19 protein-coding genes are annotated in these 22154 nt (G+C 42.9%); 2 read left to right on the top strand and 17 right to left on the bottom strand.

All coding sequences use genetic code 11. The features are described from left to right. Positions 1–216 precede the first annotated feature (216 nt). From D7Z26_RS18615 to D7Z26_RS18565, 11 genes are all read right to left on the bottom strand, one after another. Entirely contained in the window at positions 217–612 is a 396-nt protein-coding gene (locus tag D7Z26_RS18615; protein ID WP_120978530.1) for a VOC family protein, read from the bottom strand. Between the two features lie 108 nt (positions 613–720). Then, positions 721–1503 (bottom strand): SDR family NAD(P)-dependent oxidoreductase, encoded by a 783-nt coding sequence (locus D7Z26_RS18610; RefSeq protein ID WP_199731736.1) that lies wholly within the window; start codon positions 1501–1503, stop codon positions 721–723. Positions 1504–1585: 82 nt separating this feature from the next. Further along, a complete protein-coding gene (locus D7Z26_RS18605; protein ID WP_120978529.1) occupies positions 1586–2548 on the bottom strand; it encodes a sigma-70 family RNA polymerase sigma factor in 963 nt (320 codons plus the stop codon). A 65-nt stretch (positions 2549–2613) separates the two neighbouring features. Beyond that, positions 2614–3729 (bottom strand): acyltransferase family protein, encoded by a 1116-nt coding sequence (locus tag D7Z26_RS18600; protein ID WP_158602370.1) that lies wholly within the window; start codon positions 3727–3729, stop codon positions 2614–2616. A 63-nt stretch (positions 3730–3792) separates the two neighbouring features. Continuing rightward, positions 3793–5586, bottom strand: coding sequence for a vWA domain-containing protein (locus D7Z26_RS18595; protein WP_120978527.1), 1794 nt, complete (start codon positions 5584–5586; stop codon positions 3793–3795). Beyond that, positions 5586–6650, bottom strand: a complete 1065-nt coding sequence (locus D7Z26_RS18590; RefSeq protein WP_120978526.1) for an AAA family ATPase — start codon at positions 6648–6650, stop codon at positions 5586–5588. The genes D7Z26_RS18595 and D7Z26_RS18590 overlap by 1 nt, the downstream gene beginning before the upstream one ends. Before the next feature lie 291 nt (positions 6651–6941). Beyond that, positions 6942–7934, bottom strand: a complete 993-nt coding sequence (locus D7Z26_RS18585) for an HD-GYP domain-containing protein (RefSeq protein WP_120978525.1) — start codon at positions 7932–7934, stop codon at positions 6942–6944. A 204-nt stretch (positions 7935–8138) separates the two neighbouring features. Next, complete coding sequence (locus D7Z26_RS18580; protein WP_120978524.1) at positions 8139–8513, bottom strand: LytTR family transcriptional regulator DNA-binding domain-containing protein; 375 nt, start codon at positions 8511–8513, stop codon at positions 8139–8141. Between the two features lie 18 nt (positions 8514–8531). Further along, positions 8532–8654: an AgrD family cyclic lactone autoinducer peptide gene (locus tag D7Z26_RS18575; protein ID WP_120978523.1), complete on the bottom strand. Its 123-nt coding sequence runs from the start codon at positions 8652–8654 to the stop codon at positions 8532–8534. Next, positions 8651–9178, bottom strand: a complete 528-nt coding sequence (locus D7Z26_RS18570; protein WP_120978522.1) for an accessory gene regulator ArgB-like protein — start codon at positions 9176–9178, stop codon at positions 8651–8653. Before D7Z26_RS18570 ends, D7Z26_RS18575 begins: the two co-directional genes overlap by 4 nt. Then, positions 9172–9801: a hypothetical protein gene (locus D7Z26_RS18565; RefSeq protein ID WP_120978521.1), complete on the bottom strand. Its 630-nt coding sequence runs from the start codon at positions 9799–9801 to the stop codon at positions 9172–9174. Before D7Z26_RS18565 ends, D7Z26_RS18570 begins: the two co-directional genes overlap by 7 nt. Before the next feature lie 529 nt (positions 9802–10330). Here D7Z26_RS18565 and D7Z26_RS18555 point away from each other — a divergent pair. Both D7Z26_RS18555 and mutT read left to right on the top strand, forming a co-directional pair. Next, positions 10331–10663 carry a helix-turn-helix domain-containing protein gene (locus D7Z26_RS18555; RefSeq protein ID WP_158602369.1) on the top strand — a complete coding sequence of 111 codons (333 nt, stop codon included), beginning with the start codon at positions 10331–10333 and terminating at the stop codon, positions 10661–10663. A gap of 144 nt (positions 10664–10807) precedes the next feature. Continuing rightward, positions 10808–11206, top strand: a complete 399-nt coding sequence (gene mutT, locus D7Z26_RS18550; RefSeq protein ID WP_120978518.1) for an 8-oxo-dGTP diphosphatase MutT — start codon at positions 10808–10810, stop codon at positions 11204–11206. A 39-nt stretch (positions 11207–11245) separates the two neighbouring features. On the opposite strand, the gene D7Z26_RS18545 is transcribed toward mutT, so the two are convergent. From D7Z26_RS18545 to D7Z26_RS18515, 6 genes are all read right to left on the bottom strand, one after another. Then, the gene (locus D7Z26_RS18545) at positions 11246–14122 is read right to left on the bottom strand and encodes a DUF3427 domain-containing protein (protein ID WP_120978831.1); all 2877 of its coding nucleotides are present in this window, start codon (positions 14120–14122) and stop codon (positions 11246–11248) included. A 2576-nt stretch (positions 14123–16698) separates the two neighbouring features. Continuing rightward, a complete protein-coding gene (locus tag D7Z26_RS18535; RefSeq protein ID WP_120978517.1) occupies positions 16699–17310 on the bottom strand; it encodes a hypothetical protein in 612 nt (203 codons plus the stop codon). Between the two features lie 49 nt (positions 17311–17359). Beyond that, entirely contained in the window at positions 17360–17938 is a 579-nt protein-coding gene (locus D7Z26_RS18530; protein ID WP_120978516.1) for a hypothetical protein, read from the bottom strand. Between the two features lie 784 nt (positions 17939–18722). Next, on the bottom strand, positions 18723–20666 hold the full coding sequence (locus tag D7Z26_RS18525) for a helix-hairpin-helix domain-containing protein (protein ID WP_120978515.1): 1944 nt from the start codon (positions 20664–20666) through the stop codon (positions 18723–18725). Further along, positions 20663–21463 carry a PP2C family serine/threonine-protein phosphatase gene (locus D7Z26_RS18520; protein ID WP_120978514.1) on the bottom strand — a complete coding sequence of 267 codons (801 nt, stop codon included), beginning with the start codon at positions 21461–21463 and terminating at the stop codon, positions 20663–20665. The genes D7Z26_RS18525 and D7Z26_RS18520 overlap by 4 nt, the downstream gene beginning before the upstream one ends. After that, positions 21464–22135, bottom strand: a complete 672-nt coding sequence (locus D7Z26_RS18515; protein WP_120978513.1) for a vWA domain-containing protein — start codon at positions 22133–22135, stop codon at positions 21464–21466. It lies immediately after the preceding gene. Positions 22136–22154 lie beyond the last annotated feature (19 nt).

Below are 22154 nucleotides of genomic sequence, written 5' to 3'. Positions count from 1 at the left end.
AGCAGGTGTGCACCCTATGTGACACATAACGTAACTGCGCCAAGTCCGGTATTCGAAATCAAAATAGAAAGTAAAAAGACCTCATTACCCGATGTTTGGGGATGAGGTCCTTTCATGCGGTTGTGGATTTACATGGTGGAGGCGAACCGTGGCTGTGTAAAACCACAATTTGCCGGAGTGTGATGAATATTGTTTGACTATTAAAGGTTCTCTATATTAGTTTAGTTGCTGCGCGATCTCCCAGACATGTCCTGCCGGGTCTGCGAAAGCAGCCGTGCGTACTCCCCATGGCCGGTCCAGTGGACCGTTAAGAAGGGGAATGCCACGTGTATGCAGCTCGTTACATACGGCATTCACATCATCCACCCGAATCGTGAATTGGAATCGAGATCCGGATTCTCGACTTGCGACTTTTCCAGGACCAATCAGTCCATGTGCCTCGGATATATTCAGAAGATTAATGCTCATATTTCCGAAGTTGTAGACAGCAGAAACATCGTCTTGATATACGGAAGAAAATCCAAAAACTCCTTCATAGAACGCCATTGCTTCTTGCAAATCCTCTACAAACAACGTAATGACATCCACATTCATCGAGCCCAAATTCTTCATATGATCCTCCCCTAACTTATCATTCAGAAGCAAACGGTTTTCACTATCAAGAAATTCGCGTGCTGAGGGATTGGTTGCAATCGTTACCCCATTATTATCAACCCTTGTTTAATCCACGTACGCGCCGCAAGTCACATTCACAGCTGCAGCGGTAATGCTTCTGGAGCGATCTGATGCCATGAGAACGGCCACATCCGCGACTTCGGCCAAACTCGGCATCCGTTTAAGCATGGTGCTCTCGGCGTTTTTCTCCAACATCTGCTCGTAGGTTATTCCGGCCTTTTCCGCAAGTCTTTTCATCGCTGCCATCACACCGGGAGTATCGGGCGAACCCGCCGATCGCAAACAGACCACGCGTACCCCTTGTGGGCCCAGCTCGACGGACAACTGGCGACACAAAGCTTCGATCGCCGCTTCTGTTACGCCAAATCCGCCTTGCTTGTTGACCGGTATTCGGGATGATTGCGCAGTCAGAGCCAAAATAACGCCTGAACCCTTGATAGCCATATGCCGACCGGCAGCTGTGGCTGTGATAAAATGGGTTCTCATCGCCGTTTCGATCGGAGAGAGGAATTTCTCTTGCGTCATCTCGAGAAGCGGCGTTCCCATCCAAATACGATATCCGATTAAATTGAACGAAATATCGATTTGACCGAATTGGCTGATGATTTGATCAAGATGATTTTCTACTTCTTCTTTGTTTAACGCGTCCACTTGCGCGGCATATGCTTCACCTCCGGCTGCAATAATCTCCTCCTTAATGACATTTACTTTTTCAAGCGTGTGCCCCGTCAAAAAAACTTTCGCGCCTTCCTTGGCAAAAGCGCGGGCTACCGCTCCGCCAACCGCGCCTCCTGCACCGTAAATAACAGCCGTTTTGTTTTCTAACAACAAATTAACCACCTCAACGATTAGAGTAAAACCGATATATTTATGTAGACCGTCCAATTTACTAAAAATCATCGCGGGACCTCTATAATCGCTCGGGAAGCCCGAATCGCTCCAGCAGCGCACCGTTCAGGAAACCTGTTACTGAGGTGATTTGCGACCCGCGCAAAGAAAGGACATCTAAACAAAAAGGGATGTACGTTTTCTCTTGGGTGTTCCACATATAACAACCGACTGCGAGTTGCCCATTAGCCCGGGTAGGGATATGCCGCCATCGAAGGGTGAACGGCCTGAGCGTCAGGAAACGGGAGATCGCTTCCTGACCGTGATACCAATTCGGGATCGGCGGCATCGACCATGTCGCGTCTTCGGTAAGCATCGCGAGAATCGCCTTAATGTCTGCGCGTTCCATAGCATCGATATAGTCATTAACGATTGTTTGAAGCTTGTCTTCGCCGAGCGATCGCATAATTGATTGTTGACTGAGCTCGGGACGGCGCTGTTCAAGCGTTGCTCTTGCACGTTGAAGCAAACTGTTGACGGATGCGACGCTCTTCTCCAACGTCTCTGCGATTTCTTGCGTGGAGAAGCCAAGCACCTCCCGAAGGATAAGAACTGCCCGTTGCTGCGGCGACAACAACTGGTAGGCAGCGATGAAGGCGAGCTCGACGCTCTCTCGCTGCTCGTATCGGGCATCGGGCGAAGTATTAATGTCTTGCGCGAAGAGCAATCGGTCCGGATAGGGCTCAATCCACACCGTTTCGGGCAACGGGGCCATTAAAGGATCTTCCGGAATTGCGGGCGGACCGTACTCGACGGCAATGAATCTCCGGGTCCGTTTTGCTAACTTATCCAAGCAAGTATTCGTAGCAATCTTGTACAACCACGTCCGAATGGAGCTGCGCCCTGCAAAATCGGCCAATCCTCTCCAAGCACGGAGCATGCTTTCCTGTAAGGCATCTTCCGCATCTTCTCCCGACCCGAGCATTCGGTAACAATGAGCCAATATTTCCTTCCGATACGGTTCTACAAGTCTTTCATATTCCATTTTGTCTCCCGCCCTTGCTCAAAATCAAAAACCACATCCTCATGCGGATGTGGTTATGCGTCCTACTAAAGCACTCGTCTTGCGTAGGGTAGCATTCGAATGACGCTGGCACCTATAAAACAAACGGCGATAGAAAGAGCTGAGACTATGATCCATTTGATGATCGCTGGTAAGTCGATTCCATGAAAAGCGAGTGTCCATCCGACAATAATCGGCGGGTGAATCAAATAGACCGTATAAGCATTTTCAGATAACCATTTAGATAATACGTTCGTCTTATTGAATCTTCTTATGAAAAAAGAAAGCATGGATATAATAATTCCTAAACAGATGAATGGCTCCCACATCGCGTAGAACAATGCCTGAATGTTAAACCCGCCCTCGAAATGGACGTCTCCCTCTAATCCTCCGGTTAAGATGAGTCCGAGAGGTAAAACGGGAATCATACCAATCGCGACCCACTTCCAAATCCGTTGTAACTTCTCCGGAATTTGTTCCAACCATCTTTGTTTTTGAGCGATGATACCTGCAATGAATAGCAAAATATAGGATGGAAAGTAACCCAACTGCAATTCCAAGGGCCCCGTGCCAGTCGGGTAAATCAGACGTACTACAAATGCAATTAATCCAAGAACAATCGCCACTACAACTAATGTCTTACCGTTTGGAAATAACATCGATCTCATTTTAAACCTATCTCTTATTACGAATCGAAACAGAACATACAACAATGTGAAGTAAATAGAGGCTTCCAGAAACCAAGTAGGACCAAAAAAAGTCCAACGAAAGCTCCAAACGTTATCCTTATAAAACTGAACTAATGTCTGTTGATCTCGAAATTTTGCAAACCATACCGTCATTGGACCTATCACAAAATAATAAGTGAGCAGAGGAATCCCTAGACGTACAAGACGCCCACTAAGAAACCGGAAAGCTCCTTTTTTCTCATACGATGTCGGGAAGAAATAAGAAGAAATAAAGAAGAAGAGTCCCATGAAAAAAGACTGACATACTGCGGTAAAGATCGTTAACAGCGCGACGGTTGCATTCACATCGCTTTTATCTACGTCTTCAAGGATCCAAGACCCAGCCGCTCCGTAAGCAATCGAGGTATGGAATATTACGAGCAGGATGGTAAGGAAAACTCGTATGTTATCTAGGAAAAATAGACGCTGATTCAATTTATAATCCCCTTTATATTTTTCCACATCATACCATATTATAAATCCCCAAACTCCTTATTTCTAGATCCGAAAAACCTTCCCTCGCGGAACAAAAGGCAAATGCTGACCCTTAGGTAAAATATACGCATGCTCTCGCCGAATCGTTAACCTGTCACAGTAGCCGTCTGTAATGATGAGCAATGGTCCTTTTCGAGGAAAATCTTCCGCCGTCTCCAACAAATCGATGGCAGGCTGAATAACCGTGCCGCCTCTGCCCTTAACAGCCACTCGATCCGCGATGTCTTCTGGAGCCATATAGCCTTGATCATAAACCGCAGCATCGCAGAACAGGACCCGAACCAAGGGAACGTCACGGGAGATGCTGTAGCTTGCGATAGCACCTAATGCCTTGGCCAACAGCTTGCTATCCATCGATCCTGAAGTATCAAGTACAACACCGAAGGTTCTCCCCTCTTCATCCCCCGCGTTCGGAATCCATCTTGGTCTTGGAATGTCGGGCGTAGAGGATTGTCTGCGGCTGACCCTTGCGTAAGTACGAATCTTCTCAATCGGCGAAAAGTAATGATCAAACCATTTGGCTAGCTCGACATCCCAAGCAATAGGCGGCTGTGCCAAGGCTTTTATTTCTTCAACTAGCCCGGCGGGCAACAATCCCCGGTTCTGCTCTTCATGATACACAAGCCCCTGGCTTAGAGCACTACGATAAAATTCGTCGAGTGACGCCCCATCCTTGCGGTTCCACCAATCCGGGGTTTGAGGCTCCATAATATCTCCAAGTCCCACTCCTCGAAAAGTTGCCAATTTACGATAAAGTCTAATATCGGTCACGATACGATCATAGATTGTCTCTGCAGACAATCCCTTCAACTCAGGATCGAACAGACCTCCTACACGAGGAAATGCTCCCAACCCCATTTCCATCAACCAATGGTTAATGACATAATCGCAAGCGACATTCCACAGATAGGGATCGCGGCCCTCGGCTCTCGCATGATGTCTAAGACCAACATGAAGAATCTCATGAGCCATAACAAAACGATTCTCCTGTTCGTCCAAGCCTGCAGCAGGGTTCATATAGATTTCTTTCATTTCAACATCAACCGCAGCAATGGAGATGGACAACCTTTGGCAGAGGAGCGGATCTTCGATAATCTTAAAATCCGCTGCTAGTGCTCCGAGAAGAGGATAGCTGTTCATGAACCAATTTTTCGCTTTTTGTGCCTGCGTTAGCGCTTCTTTTTCCGCACCCAAGAATGCTTCATAGCCGGCTGTTACTTTTACTGCGCTGCTAACCGCCATCGCAAGTCCTTTACCGAAACAATCCGGCCAATCCACCTTTCGATCCCAGTGTGATTGAGGTGATCTTAAGTGCATGTCCGAGTAGCCTTGTCCCGCAGTTCCCAAAATAGTTAACCCGCTAGGTACGCCGTTTTCTAGAAAAATGCGATACAATTCCTCTTCTGACTTAACCGAATAATCAATACCACTATCCATCTCGGCTGGCGGCTTCCCCAACTTCATATCCCATAGAAATTTGGCGACGAAGGAATCACAAGCTGTATTCCATAGATCCTGTCGTTCCTTTTCCTGAAAATGGCCGAAACCCAAGTGAAGCAAGCAGTGGGCCAAGATGTAAATCCATTCCTGTGATGTCGCCCTTTTCTTAGGATGAATGTGAATTTGACCATTCTTCGTAACCACGGCCCACCCTTGATCAGGGCACAGATTCCCTTCTTTACGAACAAACTGGGCATGAGATGCGAGTGGAGCAAACATGGGATGTCGGTTAATAAATTCAAGTCCTTCATTAAACTGCTTGGTCGCCGGATCCATTTCAATATTCTTTCTAGCCATCAGCCGTTTTCCTTCTTCTGAACAAGCCTAGGGAGGTCACGGACGATTTCAACCAAGAACCAATCCGGCAATCCTTCGTCTTCATCGTTTTTGGCGACTACCAATTGAGCGATTTCCAGACTGATCGTGCTTAGTTCTTTGATCAGTGCTTTGGAGCGATGGGCCAGCTTCCTATGATGATCCGACACCATGTCCTTGCCTGAAGGCAGTTCTTTAATCAATTGGGACCTGAAGGATTGGGCAAGGAAATAGAGCACATCCCTGTCTTCTGGCTGATATGGCCAATTCGCATCTCCTTCCAAGATGGAAGCTAGTTGATACTTATTCGCGAGTTGTTTATGGAAAGCTTTGAACTGAACCGCATGGTGAGGAGACAAACAGCCATTAGCCAATATCTCAATGGTTGTGGCCTGAAGATCATCGCCATATTCCTTCAATGCATCACTCAACATATGCCAAGAGCGAGGAGTAGAAAAAGGTTCTTCGTGCTTGGGCGGCTGAACCCATAGATGATCCGGTCTGGTCTGAATATAATCCGTAATCAACGGATGGATATTGTTCTGATAGGCCCACTCTAGCCATTCTCGATAGGAGACTTTCAACTGAACATGGAACATCCGATTCACTAGTGCCGACGACATTGGCTTTACGATTGCGTTGTCTTGAGCTCGATTTCCCGCACCAATGACAATCGATCCTGCCGGTAATACATAATCCCCGATTCTTTTCTCCAGAATCAAGCTGTAAAAAGCCTTTTGAACCTCATGGTTGCAAGCATTAAGCTCGTCGAGAAACAGACAATAAGGCTCTTCTCTAGCGATCATGCTCGGTGGACAGAATTGGCTTCTTCCGTTCACAATCTGAGGTACGCCAATTAAATCTTCTGGAGCTAACTGGCTTCCTAGCAAAGATACACACGGTAAGCCGACCATCTCAGCGAATTGCTGTACAAGCGAGGACTTGCCGATCCCCGGCGCCCCCCAAACAAATACGGGTCGAACGACAGCTACATTCAAGAGTAAATCTATTAATTGTTTATTAGTAACGGTTGTTGATATATTCATACAACAGTCCTTTCTATATTCGATTAAAAAAAACAAAAAAACACAGGCAATCGGCCTGTGTAGATAACAATCATGAATAAGCCCTCCTTCTACGAACAGATGACGCTAGTCGCCAACAGCAAGTAGAAGAGAAACCTTTCTTATGATTGAAGGCCGAATCAAACGGTTCATGCTTTCGTTGAATTTTGCAGTAAATGCACTTAACACGTCGAACGCCCCCTCTCATAGTGTAACCAATTATTAACATCATACTTAACGAACCGGCAAAAAGTCAATCCATTCTCCACACGCCTAAGCGTTAACGAACGAAGCCTGGGGAGTAAATATCCCCCGCTTCTCTGGCTGCAACTTGTCCTCGCGGATCAGAACCGTCAGCAATGCGCTCGTTGCTGCTGGATCGAATTGCGTTCCGCTATGTTTGCGTAATTCCCCGGCCGCCGTTTCAATAGCCAGCTTCTGTCTGTAGGAACGATTGGTCGTCATCGCATCATAAGCATCCGCAACGCCTAGAATACGCGCACCAAGTGGAATAGCCTCACCTTGCAGGCCTGCGGGATATCCCTTGCCGTCGGGCCGTTCGTGATGATGACGTACCATGGCCGCTATACCTAACTCCTGCAGCCGTTCCATGTTCTTAATGATCTCGTAGCCGTTTTCCGAATGCTCTTTCATGATCTCGTATTCTTCTTCGGTCAGCCGGCTTTCTTTTTGCAAAATATGATCTGGAGTGCCAATTTTTCCGATATCGTGGATCAAACCGGCCAAATAAATCGAATCCGTTTCTTTCTGGGAAAGCCCCATTTCCTTAGCGATGCTGCGCGCGTAATTCGCCACATTGCTGGAATGAACCGCCGTGTAAGGGTCGCGGGCGTCAATCGTCTTCGCCAGTGAATATACCGTGTTCATTAGCATGTCTTCTTGCGCATTTTTACCGGAGTAGTGTCGCTCGGAAATCGATACGACTCTCCTAACGATCAGCATGAGAACGACATAGGATACGGTAACCGCAATCAGCGCGGGATCAATCGGTTTGATAAAATAGATGGACCCCAGCAGACATATAGCAACCAGTACAAATCGTCCATTAGTAAGGTGAAGTAACGCCAATAAAACGACCGGAGTCGCATATAATGAGAGCAACAGAGCAGAATCGGAATACCAATTTATTAAAGTCGCAGCGACAGCAGACAGGATAAAGACTGGCCATAATAACATGGCGTATTTATCTAAGGCACCCGGACAGAAGGCCTTCCCCTCTTTACATCTGTCCCATTCATTTCTCATTTGACAGCTCTCCCTCCACGGTAGTTAATTCATCCTGCTGAGCTGATAATAAGATTAACTTCCCACTTATTGGACTGGTTGTCAATGCTCGCATAATGATAAAAAGCAGCCCTCTTGAGAAATACAAAGAAGCTTTCGCAATATTATTAATCTGCGAAAGCTTCCTTTTGAACTTCACGTATGTACACACCCTCAGAAGATCAATTAAATATATACGAATCCCTGAACTCCTCTTAATTGACTGGCTAGAAGTTTAAAATATTTTTGGGACAAAGTAATGCTCTTTGATCGGCTGGTTGTTTCTATTTCGAAATACGCTTTTGCAAAGAACCGATCCATTTTGCAGATCTTCGGTACGTGGACTACGATATTCCGATCCACTTTCTCGAATTGATAACCGCCCTTTTTTAGTGCTTCTGTCCAATAGATCAAGGTTCCAGGAATAAAGAACTGGCCGTCAAGTGTATGGACAGTTATCCATCTCGAAATAAAGTCAAATTGAAGAAAAAGGATATCTCTAACAGGAAGATTCGATATTCCGCTTTTCCCTTCGATGTCCAGCGTGACAGTTAATTGCATGATTCACCATCTCCGATTTTACTTCAATAATTCTGCCGGAGTTTCTTCTTGATGAATATAAACCCAACTCGCCGTGCTTACGATAACGACAGCCAATCCGCCAAGCAAAGAAGATAACGCTAAGAACAATTTCTTTTTCATCCGTTTTTCACCCCCCTTCTCCCAACCAATGTTAAAGCCTGGAGAAGAAACGCTGAGGCAAGAACAGCAGAGTGTATAACGAGATTACTTGAAATAATAATTAGTGATAGGAGCTTCAATAGTGGATAATACTTTGATGGTATTCGGGTCTGCTTTTCTATTCTGGAAGGCGCAAACACAAGTGCAAGCAGCATCGAGATGGCTGTAAACAGAATCAAGATATTTGAGTCAAAGCTAACAAAAGACAATGCTGTGGCACCAGCGGTCGAAACAACAATACATAACGTTCCAGACTTCAGATGTACACCGCCGGATACTTGTCTTAGAAGTGCATACCCAATTAATATAATAATAACCTCGATGACTTTTCCAGTAAATAGGGAAATTAACAGAGAAGATCCAATAATAAAAAACGCATTAAGAATATAAGAAATCGAATACTTTAGAACCTCAACGCTTTGAGGCGATTCAGGAACGACTTTCTTTATTCCCATTGCGAGTTTCTTGGCAAGTGTATTTACCATTCGGATTGATCCTTACGAAGGGAGTATGAAAGAAATATTAACAAAGCAACTACAAGAACTACAAAATTTGCGAAAATTGCTTTGAAGTATATCATGACGACAAGACCGACTAAAAAGCCAATCAACAACAGTATAACTAGAATTCGCTCCCATTTAAGCCGAAGCTTTTCAAATTCAAAAGAGAATCCATAACCAAATTTGTATAGAAGCCAGCCAATTGCAGTACCCAATACTCCTGCAATCAATTGAATCAGATAACCCTTCCAAACATATTCCTGTGCCTGACCCAAAGATAAATAGCCATTTGATAGTAAAATGATCAAGGTTTGAAGCAATGCATACGCGATATAACCTGTAATCGTCATAACCATCGACCAAATAATCGGAATTCGTATGAATATAGCCAAGAATAAGATCGTGAAGATTATGTTAATGATTGGTGAAATTGCAGTTAACTCAAGCTCATCGCGGATGAAGAAGCTTTGAAGGTTCGTCACCGTAATCATAAGAACAACTGGCCAAATGAAATTCATGAGTTGAATTCTGAATATGTAAAGAATCAATGCGTATACTGCTAGACCTTCAATCATAGAAAAACTCATATACCCTAGAAATGTGCCCATTTGTATCTCCTCTGATCTGTCACAATACAGGTATATAGTTTAATATACGTCAATAGCCACTGTTTCTCAATATCAACCCAATACTATGTATAAAATAAATATTATATTTATTTTATACATATTTTGTTTATGTAATAATCATCGAATAACACTCAAGAAACACTGATACATCAAGCCTTTTTAGAACTTATCGATAAAGCCAAAACGGCAGATCATTTTATTTCTTTCTCCGTTTTTTATGTATGGTTTCAACAATTGCTACTACCGCCATCCAGACGATAAAGAAGATGAGAAAATAATATACTTTATCTGCGTTTCTCTGAATAAATTCAATGAACACAATCTCCATCTCCCCTTCCTTATAACTTGGAGAATTATTATCCCTGACATCACCATTAGGGTATATAAGGTTAATCAAAATCATTAATTAATCTTATAAGATTAATTATATCATAAAATTGATCTTATAGTAAGGTTATCCAATCGCATGTATTTGTCTAAACTTCTTATTAGGAGTGTGGACAAAGTTATGAACGATTCCGTTTCTCAATTGATCGGCGCACGGGTGCGTAGCATTCGGAAGTCCAAAGGACTAACCCAAGAGCAACTAGCCGAATTGGCCAGCACATCTCATTCCTACATAGGCGATCTTGAACGCGGCGAGAGAAATGTTACGCTTCAAAGTCTTGAGAAAGTTTCCGAGGCTCTTGGAGTCAACTTTTTCGAGTTGTTTAACTACGGGGAATTTCCGGAAGTAGAAAAGAAAAACTCGACAATCCGGAAGATTATCGAGTTGCTTATGGATAAAGAGGATGCGGATATTGAAAAGGCGTTTAATGTTTTGAATGCTTTGTTCAAATAGATTGCTGGATTATGACTCCGAACCAAGCACGCCTCCGGTGACTCGCCGGGCTGGGGAAACTTCCACAATCCATATTGGGACTTCCCCACTATCTGACCGCTAATTACGCTATAATTCATATATCGAAAACTTAGGAGCGAAACCATGAAAAAAGTCGATGTCGTTGGGGCCGTAATTTATAACGAGAATAATGAGATTTTATGCGCGTTACGTGCTATGAATATGTCCCTAGGCGGTTTATGGGAGTTTCCAGGTGGAAAAATCGAACCCGGAGAGTCTCCTGAAGAAACACTAGTGCGAGAAATTCAAGAAGAACTTGGTTGCAAGATCGAAGTGCATGACTTTATCGCGGATACGACTCACGAATATCCGAATGTCATTGTCCGTTTAATGACTTATAAATCTAAAATCATCGAAGGCATTCCCGTACCAACTGAGCATGAGCGTCTGGAATGGCTTCCATTAGAGAAATTGCGTTCATTAGATTGGGCACCAGCCGATTTGCCCACGATTAATGAACTCGAGAAGCAAAGCCTTAAGTAAAAAGTCCCCTCGGAAACATTTTCCGGGGGACTTTTTATTCTACAAATCAGTGACCAAGTACCGATAAAGCTTGGGCTCGACGGCATGATCAAGAACCATGTGCATCGTGACGACGGGGATTTCTTTATCTTCCTTGCCACTCATAACCGTTTGACTTACCGTATCTGTGTCCGGCAATGCTTTGCCCAAATAGTAAAAGTCGCTACCTTCATCATCATCCTTCTTTATGAAGATGTGTACGTCAATATTATTATTACGCGCTTCGATAATTTTTTTAACTTCCTCAGACTGCAATGTGCGATTGCTTCTAGTAAACCATTTGAGTATCTTAGGGGACAACAACTCGTCACCATAATTAATGCTAGATTCAACTTCGTCATGCTTGTGGTACGTGATAAAAATAGGACAAGTTTGATGTTTGGTTTTATAACCGTACACCGTAGAACTTTCATCATTCACCCAGTTCAACAATCGACAGACGTCTTTTCTGCTGTACTTTCTAAATACGCTTAATAATTCATGCGGTAAATAATCCTTGGCTTTTTCCTTGGCTGTATCCACGATATCCCTAAGCATTTCCGTAAACTCTGCCTGTTTGGAAATAAGGTTATACATAAACTCGCTCCAGCGGTACACATGATCCGCCCCTAGCTCGCAAATCGGTCGATTACCATACTTCTCTTGCGTTGGTTGCGTAAAGAAGGATAAGTCCATGACCCTCTTAACCGAGATTAAGGCCTCCTCTTCTGTCCGACAACCACATCGTTCCAACTCCTCGATATATTGCTCGTGGGTTACTTCCCCATTCGATAACAACAATTCGAGGAGAATGATCTCGTGTCTTCTTTTTCCCGGCATCAATTCTTCCGAGAGCATAATGAGCACTCTTTCTTCGGCAATAGAAAGCGGCTTAACCTCTTCCTTCATTCTTAACAAGAAGTGATATAAAGTTTTACACTCATTCACGATAACGACCGGGTCGAGTGAGCCTTGTTGAATGAAGTCGATCAATTTCGGAATTCTTCCCAGCCTGTTTTTAAGCTCCTTATAAGCATCTTTCAACTTTTTAAATTCCGTTAAATTGACAGCATTAATGGCTTTGAATATCCGCTCTTTCGCGACTTCCTCGAAATTAATAGAAGATACTCCGGAAATATAACTCGTGTCCTTCATCTTCCTTCGGATCGAGTCCTTGTTTAACGAACGATCTCCGGATAATGCGATCGGAATCAAATAGTTATTCTTGTAGTTCCCGATAAAGTCGATAATGGTCACATACTCTTTCGTATCGTGTTTACGAAGTCCTCGTCCAAGCTGTTGAATGAAAATGATGCTCGATTGCGTCTGCCTAAGCATGACAACTTGATTTACGCTAGGAATATCGATCCCTTCATTAAAGATATCTACTGTCAGGATGTAATCCAATAATCCTTGCTCAAGCGCAGACGTTTGCTTCTCGCGCTCTTCGATTGAGTCATCTCCGGTCAGAGCTACCGTATTGTATCCGCATTGATTGAGCATGTAGGAGAGCTGTCTAGCCTCTTCTTTCCTACTACAAAAAATCAGTCCTCTGACCCGTTCTCCGGAAAAACCATAATACTCGATTTTCTCGATAAGGTGTTGGACACGTTCATCCGTTACTAACTGGTCGATTAACGTAAAATCATCGATGACTTGCCCGTCTAATTCAAGATCAGTCACGCCGAAATAGTGAAAAGGGCAGAGCATGTCTTCTTCCAGCGCTTGCTGTAATCGAATTTCGAATGCCACGTTGTGATCAAACAATTCATAAATATTAAAATCATCCGTTCTTTCAGGCGTTGCCGTCATTCCCATCAGAAATTTAGGTTTAAAATAGTCTATGACTCGTCTATACGATTGAGCTCCGGCCTTATGTACTTCGTCGATCAGAATGTAGTCGAAGTCCTCTTTTCCAAACTCGTTTAATACGTCGACTCTGGAAATCGATTGAATCGTCGCGAAAAGATATCTGGCATTTGAATGTTTCTGCGTGCCAGAGTATATTCCGAAATCGTCCGGATTGCCACCGAGAATTTGATAATAATCATCTTTCGCCTTCGATAAAATCTGTTCGCGGTGGACGATGAACAACATTCTTCTTGGGTTGCACTTTTGCACGTCGAATGCGGAAAGGAACGTCTTGCCCGTCCCGGTAGCCGAAATGATTAGTGAACGACGGCTGCCTAATAGTCGCATCTCTTCAATTTGCCGAAGCGCGAGCTGTTGCATTTTGTTCGGTACGATTTTAGGCGCGGCAATTCCTTTTATCGTATTTTCGGTGACGATCTTAGCCCATTCTTCATCAATGATCTTCTGAGCGTTATGTTTGATGTAATGGATCTCATAATTGGCTATCCATACATTGGATAAGGGCTGCGCCGCTTCCCATACTTCATTGAATTGATTGTTGACTTGGTGAATGATGTCCGCGTCGTTATTGACGGTTAGCTTTACGTTCCATTCGTAGTTCACTTTTAACGCCTGGGCTGTGAGATTCGCACTGCCTACGATCAAGACCTGCTTGCCATCATCCCTAAATATGTATCCTTTGGAATGAAAACCTTCGAGATCGGTGAGTCGAACTTCCAGGTTTTCAATCTTCAACAGTTCTTTGAACACTTTCGGATTATTAAAGTTGAGATACGTAGACGTAAGGAGTCTGCCCCCGATCCCTTTCCTTTTAAGATCCAACAGATAGGATTTCAAAGTCGCCAGTCCGCTTTCCGTGACAAAAGCAACGATAAACATAAAGGTCTGACAATGCAGCAATTCTTCCGTAACCGTCGAAAGAACGGTTTCTTTGGTCGCGGGGTTGTTAATCAGCAATTGTGGCGAATACTTCCTGTATTCGTCTCCCCACACTTCATATGACGTATCCTTTGAGCTCAAATCCATTGCTCTTCTGTCTGAGATCATACTCATGACTCCTCTTGGACCGTCTGAGATAGGCAGATAACTAAAAGCAAATCTGATTATTATTTTATATTAGTAGAACTATTTTCGCTCGAATAAATTCTAAGATGCGAATATCCACAACCCTTTATCTCATGACGATGTGTATGGTAATGACTAATCCCGAGATGAGGGCTCTTCATCATTTTAAAGTGGACGCGAAAAGGCTGAAGAAAAGTCCATTATGAAGCTATGCGGTAAAGTGGCACGAATGCTCGTAGGTCTGGCGAAGTGTAGTTAGGATTGCATCGCAGTTAAAGCATTTTCACAAGCAGCATAAACAGCATCATCTCACCAGCTCATGCATTCGCAGGATAGATTAGAAGTACGGAGTTTCGGGAGACGTTACGCAAACGGGCTCGACCCGTTCCGTTAGAAAAACCGACCTACCCCCTTAGTTAGATGTAACGAAGGAATGAAAGGGCTTAGACCCGTTTCAATATTTGGCTTCCATTTACTAAGGAAATCTGTCCGTTAGTTGAGAAAAAAGAAACACGCTACCGTTTGTTTGGTCGCTCGGGCTTTAACGGGTAGTGGGGTTTCGTGGCGAATGCCATAAACTGCTTGTATGCCCGAAATCCTTGAAGTGCTACGATTAAGAAGATGACCTCACTATGATTGAATTACACAATCCATTTTTGCCCATGCTATTAGAAAAGAGTGACAAACCTCATTATGGAAAATTTTTACACCAGTTTGACTCGATGGTATAATGACAACTTTGTCATATAGTAAAGTAAAAGGCGTAAAAACATTTACTCGTCATATGAACGAATTCCATTTTCCTGAATTCAGAATCGATCTTCCTGTTCAAGTCATAATCTTAAACGGCGAGGCAGTATCATTAATTAATGGACAATGTGACTTCGAATTAATAATGAAGAAATTAATGACTAAAGGAGAAAGGTGACAAGAAATTACTGCTCAATTTATCGCTTTTGACATCCTCTACCTGAATGGAAAACTGCTGACAAAACAGTCCACTGGAAGAATGACTTCGAATTCTAAATGAAATCCAACTTCCGGAACCTTTCGGGATCTGCTCCACCCATTCAGACGGCGATAGACTCAATGAAGCAATGAAAAGACTAGGCCACGAAGGTACGGTATCGAAGTTAGCGAATTCAATCTATATAGAAAATAAACGAATCGAAAAATTAGATTAAGGTCAAACACTATACGTATACATCCGTTCGAATATTATCTTCTCAAACGAGTCCTTTTCTACTGTGCATAGAACAACCAAATAGAGAACCAGAAATCGTAAAATATATCTCATCAAAATTTAAGCCAAAGTTATTCGATTTTAAGCACGATCGATCGGAAATACATGCAATTGGATGCCGTTCTAGAATGAAGATTGCGTGATAATTAAACACCTTGGACATTATGCAAGTGGAGCAATGCGACATCCTGTTTTACATGGCATTATTGAATAGACAATCACGCATATGAAAAGAGACGAAGAAAAACGATCGAAAACAGCGTAAAACAGCATAAAAAAGAGGGAGATAGTAATCGAAATAGGATATTAATCAATTTTGTACGATTTTAGACGATAAAAATGCGATAAAAATATTGTCAGTCTGACTGAACAACATTACAATAAACATGTAACGTTACTCGATGATACGCAACATAATATTCCAGAACAATTTCGGAACAATTCTAGAGCAATTTCGGAATAATTATTAGTCCTTAAACACCCTTACATCTTAGTCGTTTTTATATGATGAAATGCAGAAGATTCTTGACACTTTTTCGTTAAATTACTATTAAAAACTCAACAATTTCTGCTTACTAAATCATTTAAATAAGCACAAATTATACTGCAAAACTTAGTAAAATGAGAAATCCATAATTTCCCATAAATCAAAAAAGAGAAGTGCTCGATACACTTCCCTTTCTTGAATACAAGTTTTGTCCGGGGCCTCCCTGCGGCAAAGCGAATAACCACCGGTAAATGACCTTTCCGCGGAGCTGCCTGGCTACCGAGAGGTCATTTACTTTTTCTTGGTCATGGTTACGACAAGGGCAACACAACTAACGAGCAGTAAACCGAAGTTTATCGTTAAATTGCCGATTGCGATTACAATGTCCGCGTCCATCCGCATCCCCCCTTCCAAAGAGTTAGGAAGGCGGATCCGGACGACCTGTATAGCATAATTATATTTCAACATATTGTGAAACTAAAGTTGTAGCATTCTTCATAATTCCTCGAATTCTATACCTATAGGCCCAATTTCCTCGAATTCCTAAACAAAAGACACTTTGTACTTTAATTTGCTTACGTAATCACGCTCTTATTACATTTCCGGACGAATGTATCGCGAAGTTAACACCAAGGGATGGAATCATTTTCCAGTAAATAATGTGCAACTTAGACTAAAACGAATGCAGCAGTAATAAGGATGAACAGGAACACAAAGAAAAGAACCCTTCTGCCCCTTCCACCAAGAAGAATGAAGCGTTCTAATCGTTAAAGCCGTCGACAAGCAATTTCAGCTACTCCATCCCAACTAAAATAGATTCATAATAAATTCATCGACTAATTTCGTTGTTTCAGGTGAAAGCCTCTCTCCGAGTTGAGTTCCGATCTCCTTTTTTACTGACCATGTAGACCAAAGTGTCAGGAATACATTTCCCTTTTCTTCCGCAGCGACGACAGTTCCTTCGCTTTGACCTGAAGATGGGCCGGTTACAGCACCAAAGATTAGTCGATTCGCCTGAATTACAACTTCAGCATGGGTACAGGATGCAAAAGTCTGCATTTTGTCGAACCTTTTTACACGCCCTTTCAAGACTTCACTGAACGTTTTGAAAAAGTCATAACTCGGACTATGCTCCGAATTTATGGCGAGTTGAATGTATGTTCTTACATCCGATGGAAATCCCGAAAATTGATCAAGGTATTCTGCCAGAATCGGGCCTTCACACTTAATGTCGAAGATCTTCTGAACGCCATTCCATCCGATAGCACATACAATGCTTCCTGGCGCATTAACGGCTCTACCTATAACAATTAAACCGTCATCACCAAAAGTAAATGCCTGTCCGGTAAGGCCACTGGAAAATGTGACCTTAGAATGTAAACTAATATCAACCGCACGATAAACAACCTGCTCGCTCATTCAACACACTCCCTTAAGTAAATTTCGAAATAGTAGTTTCATGTTATATTCATATTGTTGCCGGAGTATTCCACCACTTCTTTCGAGAAAAGAGGGGACTGAACGGATAATGTACAACCTGTTCCAAACGATCAACATCAATTTGGGTTAGGAGCATTTCGCTTAATATTTCCGGAACCGTCGTTTTACCGGTTAACGTCATGTATTCCCTGGAGCGCTGAAGCGCAAGTCTCAGGCTCATGCGTACCCATTTAAGATAGTCATAAATGGAATCATCTTCGAATTCATGTAAGTTATTATCGGTCGGGTTCAGTACCTTCTTGTAGCCTCGAACAATACGTGTACCGTCCGGACGCATATTCCGGACGTATACGACATGATCAAGCGGCAGATAGGCTGTATTCACCTGATTACCATTACGTAATGATAGTTTCGAACCAGGCTGTACGTCTTGTTCATCAAAGACGTAATAAAACGCATAGCAACATTTTAATCCAATGAAGTTCGCTTCTTCAAAATACTTTACATCCCTTTGGTACTGATCAAGATAGATATTGTAGTGCGAAGAAGTATAGTCATACGTCTTAAAGCCATCATTTGAAAATCGAAGGATTCTAACCTTTTCCACGAATCTTCACGCCCCTAGATGTTATTGGATCGAAATCCGATCAGCTGTCCCATCACGTTCAATACCGGCGGATGGATGCGTTCTTTCAATTATAAAAGCATACGGCGTAATATATGTGGGGCTTATTCGTTTTTATTGTAAGCTCTTATTGATTTGATCCGACTACCAATAGCAGCCATATCCATAAACACACCCTCAGGGCTTAAATTTGATAAAACAAAAACACATCCCTGTCTTAAGACAAAATCATGCATGTTCGCTTTTAGTATGGTGGAGACGAGGGGAGTCGAACCCCTGTCCGATGACAACGTCACATGTGCTTCTACGGGTGTAGTGACAAATTGATGTCACTCTAGAGACCCCCCTGTCACACTCTGTATTCCTCCAACCAAGTTTTCAAATCGTTGTAGTCCCTCAATGAAAGTCGATGCTCAAGGGGACTAGCAAAGTCATAGTAGTCATAAAGATATGTTTCGAATTCTGCTTCATGTTGGCACCAAGGTACGGAACAACTTGTTCCAACTATATAATTAACATGTCTCTTCTTATCCATATTTCCCTCCTACTTCTATAGTTAACACCGAATCAAGTTTCATTGATTATTAGCTCGCTATGAGTGTTGTTTACACAATATTAACCACCCCAATCATTGGCTCGCCTTAATTCTATAAGTTTGACTATTTGAAACGCCTTAAGATAAATAACATGCTTGCCCTCCGTAGCAAATCTCCGAAATTGTATAGCTATAATTCCCAGTATTCATCCGTAACCTGTTTGAAATTCTCTATAAAGCATTATAATCAGTATTAGCTTGAGCTAACTCCTTAGCCGCAAGCTCAAGCTCTGGCCATAAGGTGTTACGTCTAACTTTAATTTGGTTGGCTTTTTGCATCAACTGATTCGCCCCTAATTGTATTTCTTGTTCGAGCCTCTTTTTCTGAGAAAGAATATCACGATCAAGACTTACAATGTCGGCTTGAGGGATACCCTTATGAGGATTAAATACAAAACGCTTTTCAATGCTATATCGCCAATCTATAAGCTTTCTTGTATACGTGGGGCCGAATCCAGGGACTTGTCTAATGGCATGTGTCGTAATATCTGATGCTGTCTCTACCCCAAATGCCTCAAGTGTTGCTTTCCGACTCGGACCAATCCCATCAATTCTAGCATCCTCTATTCGATAACGTTCGAGGTAGGCCCGAAGCTGACTTTTATGTTGGTTTAATTCAAGCTGTTTTAACTTTTCGGCTCTTTGTTTCGATAATCCTATGTATTCTTGTTTAGCTTTTTCAAGCTGCTTCATCTTTTGCACAAACAAATCTTCCCCAGCCTCTTTATTCCACCTACTCGAAATATTATCCCATCGTTGTTGGGCTTCATTCTTTTTCTTTAAGTACTCCTGCTTAAGATTGTTATTCTCGGATTTATACATAACCGAAGTAACAATAGCGGTAACAACTATAATGAAAAACAATGCATTAGGAAAAGCTATCCCTACACATATGCCAATTAATACTGGAAAGCACGCTATTAACTTTCGCCTCTTCATCCGTCTAGCCCTTTCAACAACAATAGCATTAGGCTGTGTAGGAATAGAGGCCGGTATAGGCAAAATAGATGGCCTACCTGGCGAAGGTACACTCAATATTTGTTGCCAAAACCTATTCAGATCAAAAGAACTTATCGCTTGCGATATCGTAAAGACCGCAGCATGAAAAAGGACAACCCCTGTCTTCTGCTCAAGCTCGCACCAAGGGCAACTCTTATTTACCCTGGAAAATACATGCCCTTCTTTGTGACTACATTTCTGCAAACTTCCTGAGAGTCCTTCGAGCGCTTGTATCCACTCTTCAGGCTTAGGACGTGCATTATCTCTGCGGCCCTCAGTAGAAAACGCCCTCTCAAACAGCCCCGCTAGCTGGAAGGGAACTGTCCCCATATGGAGTGTTCCGGGTGGCGGTTGTATCATCTTACCTTGAGCTGAGCTACTGTAAGCAAATCGATACTCCTTAATCGCCTTTTCAATTGGCATTTCTCCAGGACCTAGGTAGCGCCCAGCAAATGGATGCCTCCCCATGAACAACAGAAGAAATATGAATAAAGCCAACCCAAAGTTATCATGGTTCGGGATCCTTGTTATGTCCCTGAATGAAGTGATTTCTTGTAATTCAGGAGGCTGATACATCGGAATACCAACTTCACATTTGAAAAGCCTGTTAGGTGTACCAATTTGAAAACTATCGCAATCCAACATCGTAACTGTTGCTTGATCTGATACATAAAAGTTTCCATGGTTTATATCACCAATTACGTGCCCGTTTTCATGTACTGTTGCAAAAGCCCGCGCCATATTCGCAGCTGTATGAACAAGAAAAGAGTATGACGCATTTGGGAATTCAAGCAGTCTCGTCTTTGGGCCATAAAGCTTGTGGATTTCCTTACCTGTAAGTCTAGGCATAAGAAATCCAATAATTTGACCTTTAGCATCTTTTAATGTATCAGTAGGCCAAGTCGTAAACTTCAGCAACGAATTAGACTTCAGGTTTACCATCTTTCTGATCTTTTCTTGCTTCTCACTGGATATCGACTGATGATATATTTTAGCCACGGCATTAGCATTCGCCTTGACCGCAAAAACACTTCCCTCTCCGCCCCTACCGAGCTCGCCATCCAAATAAACGACTTTACCCGCACCATCGATCGCACTTGTAATGACTTTCATCATCTAGAGTTATCAGAAGGCGTATCTTGCCTTCTCGTGGCCAAAATTAGGCTTTTGTCATCGTCTGTCCTGTTGTTTACTTGTTCAGACTCCAGAAAGGACTTAAGCGAACTCGTAAACTTGATGGATTTTGCCTCTGGTTGATCTCTGAGCGCTTGAAAAAAGGGACGAAAAAACGGACTATGAGCGCTTTGGGATTGATAGTGAAGAGCTAACCTCTGTAGACCGTCGGTAAAAAGAGCAACCTCTGAGCAAACTCTTCCAGTCCGCAAGCTAAACTCAAGCTTCTCACTGGCATTCGTCTGAGTAGCAAAGAAAGTTGTATTTTCATACTCACCTTGTTGGGGCCAGAATTGCCAGCTATAGATATCTTCTTCTTCAGGACTATTCGTTACAATCGCCCCATCTCCAACCTGGGCAAAAACAGCGCATGAATCATCAATCACTATAGACAGGAAAGTACAGGCAAATTCTCTAGAAGATAACGACATTGCGTCTGCCCGTACCTTTACTTCGTGCTGAAAACGCAAAATCCATTCCACATAAAACTCACGGTCGAGTCCTTGAATTCGATTACCAGTTTCAAGATAAGCGGTTATCTCATCAACAAACAAAGAGCAGGCGAGTTCCGAACCGACTTCGGAATGCGTTGCGCTACCTGCTCCGTCTGATACAACGGCAATTAATACTTCGTTGCCGTTATGCGTATTAATTATTTGGCATACAGAGAAGTCCTGACAGGGCTTTTCACTTTTTTCATGGGAAGTGCCTCGCACTGAAGCACTTGCGTATTTCCACACTTAAATCACGCCCCACCCATCAGGAGTCGCAGGGTTTTCAAGCTTAATCTGGTCTCCAGGAGTAGAATGAGAGACTGAGCTAAGCGAATTAGACAACCAGGAGAATAGTTCTCTAAACTTGAGTCCTTTTAATTTCAAGGGATCTCTGGCTGAAATTTGTCTAAGTGTAGTCATATCCGCGCCCTCCACGCCCACAGCAAAGAACATAAATGACTTGGATGTTTCGCCTTCTTTTACTAATGTCGCAGCTCGATGCCAGTTGTCAGTTGGCGCACCGTCTGTAATTAAGAAAATCCAGGGCCTATAATAGGAGATTCCATTTTGTTTATAAACTTCCTTACGATATTTCAGCATCTCGAGCCCTTGCTCAATTGCGCTTCCCATCGGTGTATCATTATTTGCGATCAACGTCGGAGGATAGAACATATCTGGAGTCTGAAAGTCAGCTACAACTTGCACAGGCCCAAAACTTACAATTGCCAATTCTACTCTTTTGGATGCCATGGCATCGGAAGTTAGCTCTTCTTTGAAAGTCACAAGACCGTTGTTAAGCTCATTAATCGGATTGCCATTCATCGAATATGAAGTATCCAGCAATAAAATGCATGGACATCTGGGCTCAGGATTCTCAGCAAATTCTGCAGCAAATGGGATTTGGTCAAAGTTTGACATTTGTAAAGCATCTCCTTAT

Source organism: Cohnella endophytica, from assembly GCF_003628305.1.
Lineage (GTDB): Bacteria > Bacillota > Bacilli > Paenibacillales > Paenibacillaceae > Cohnella > Cohnella endophytica.
This window is presented reverse-complemented; position numbering and strand designations above follow the sequence as displayed.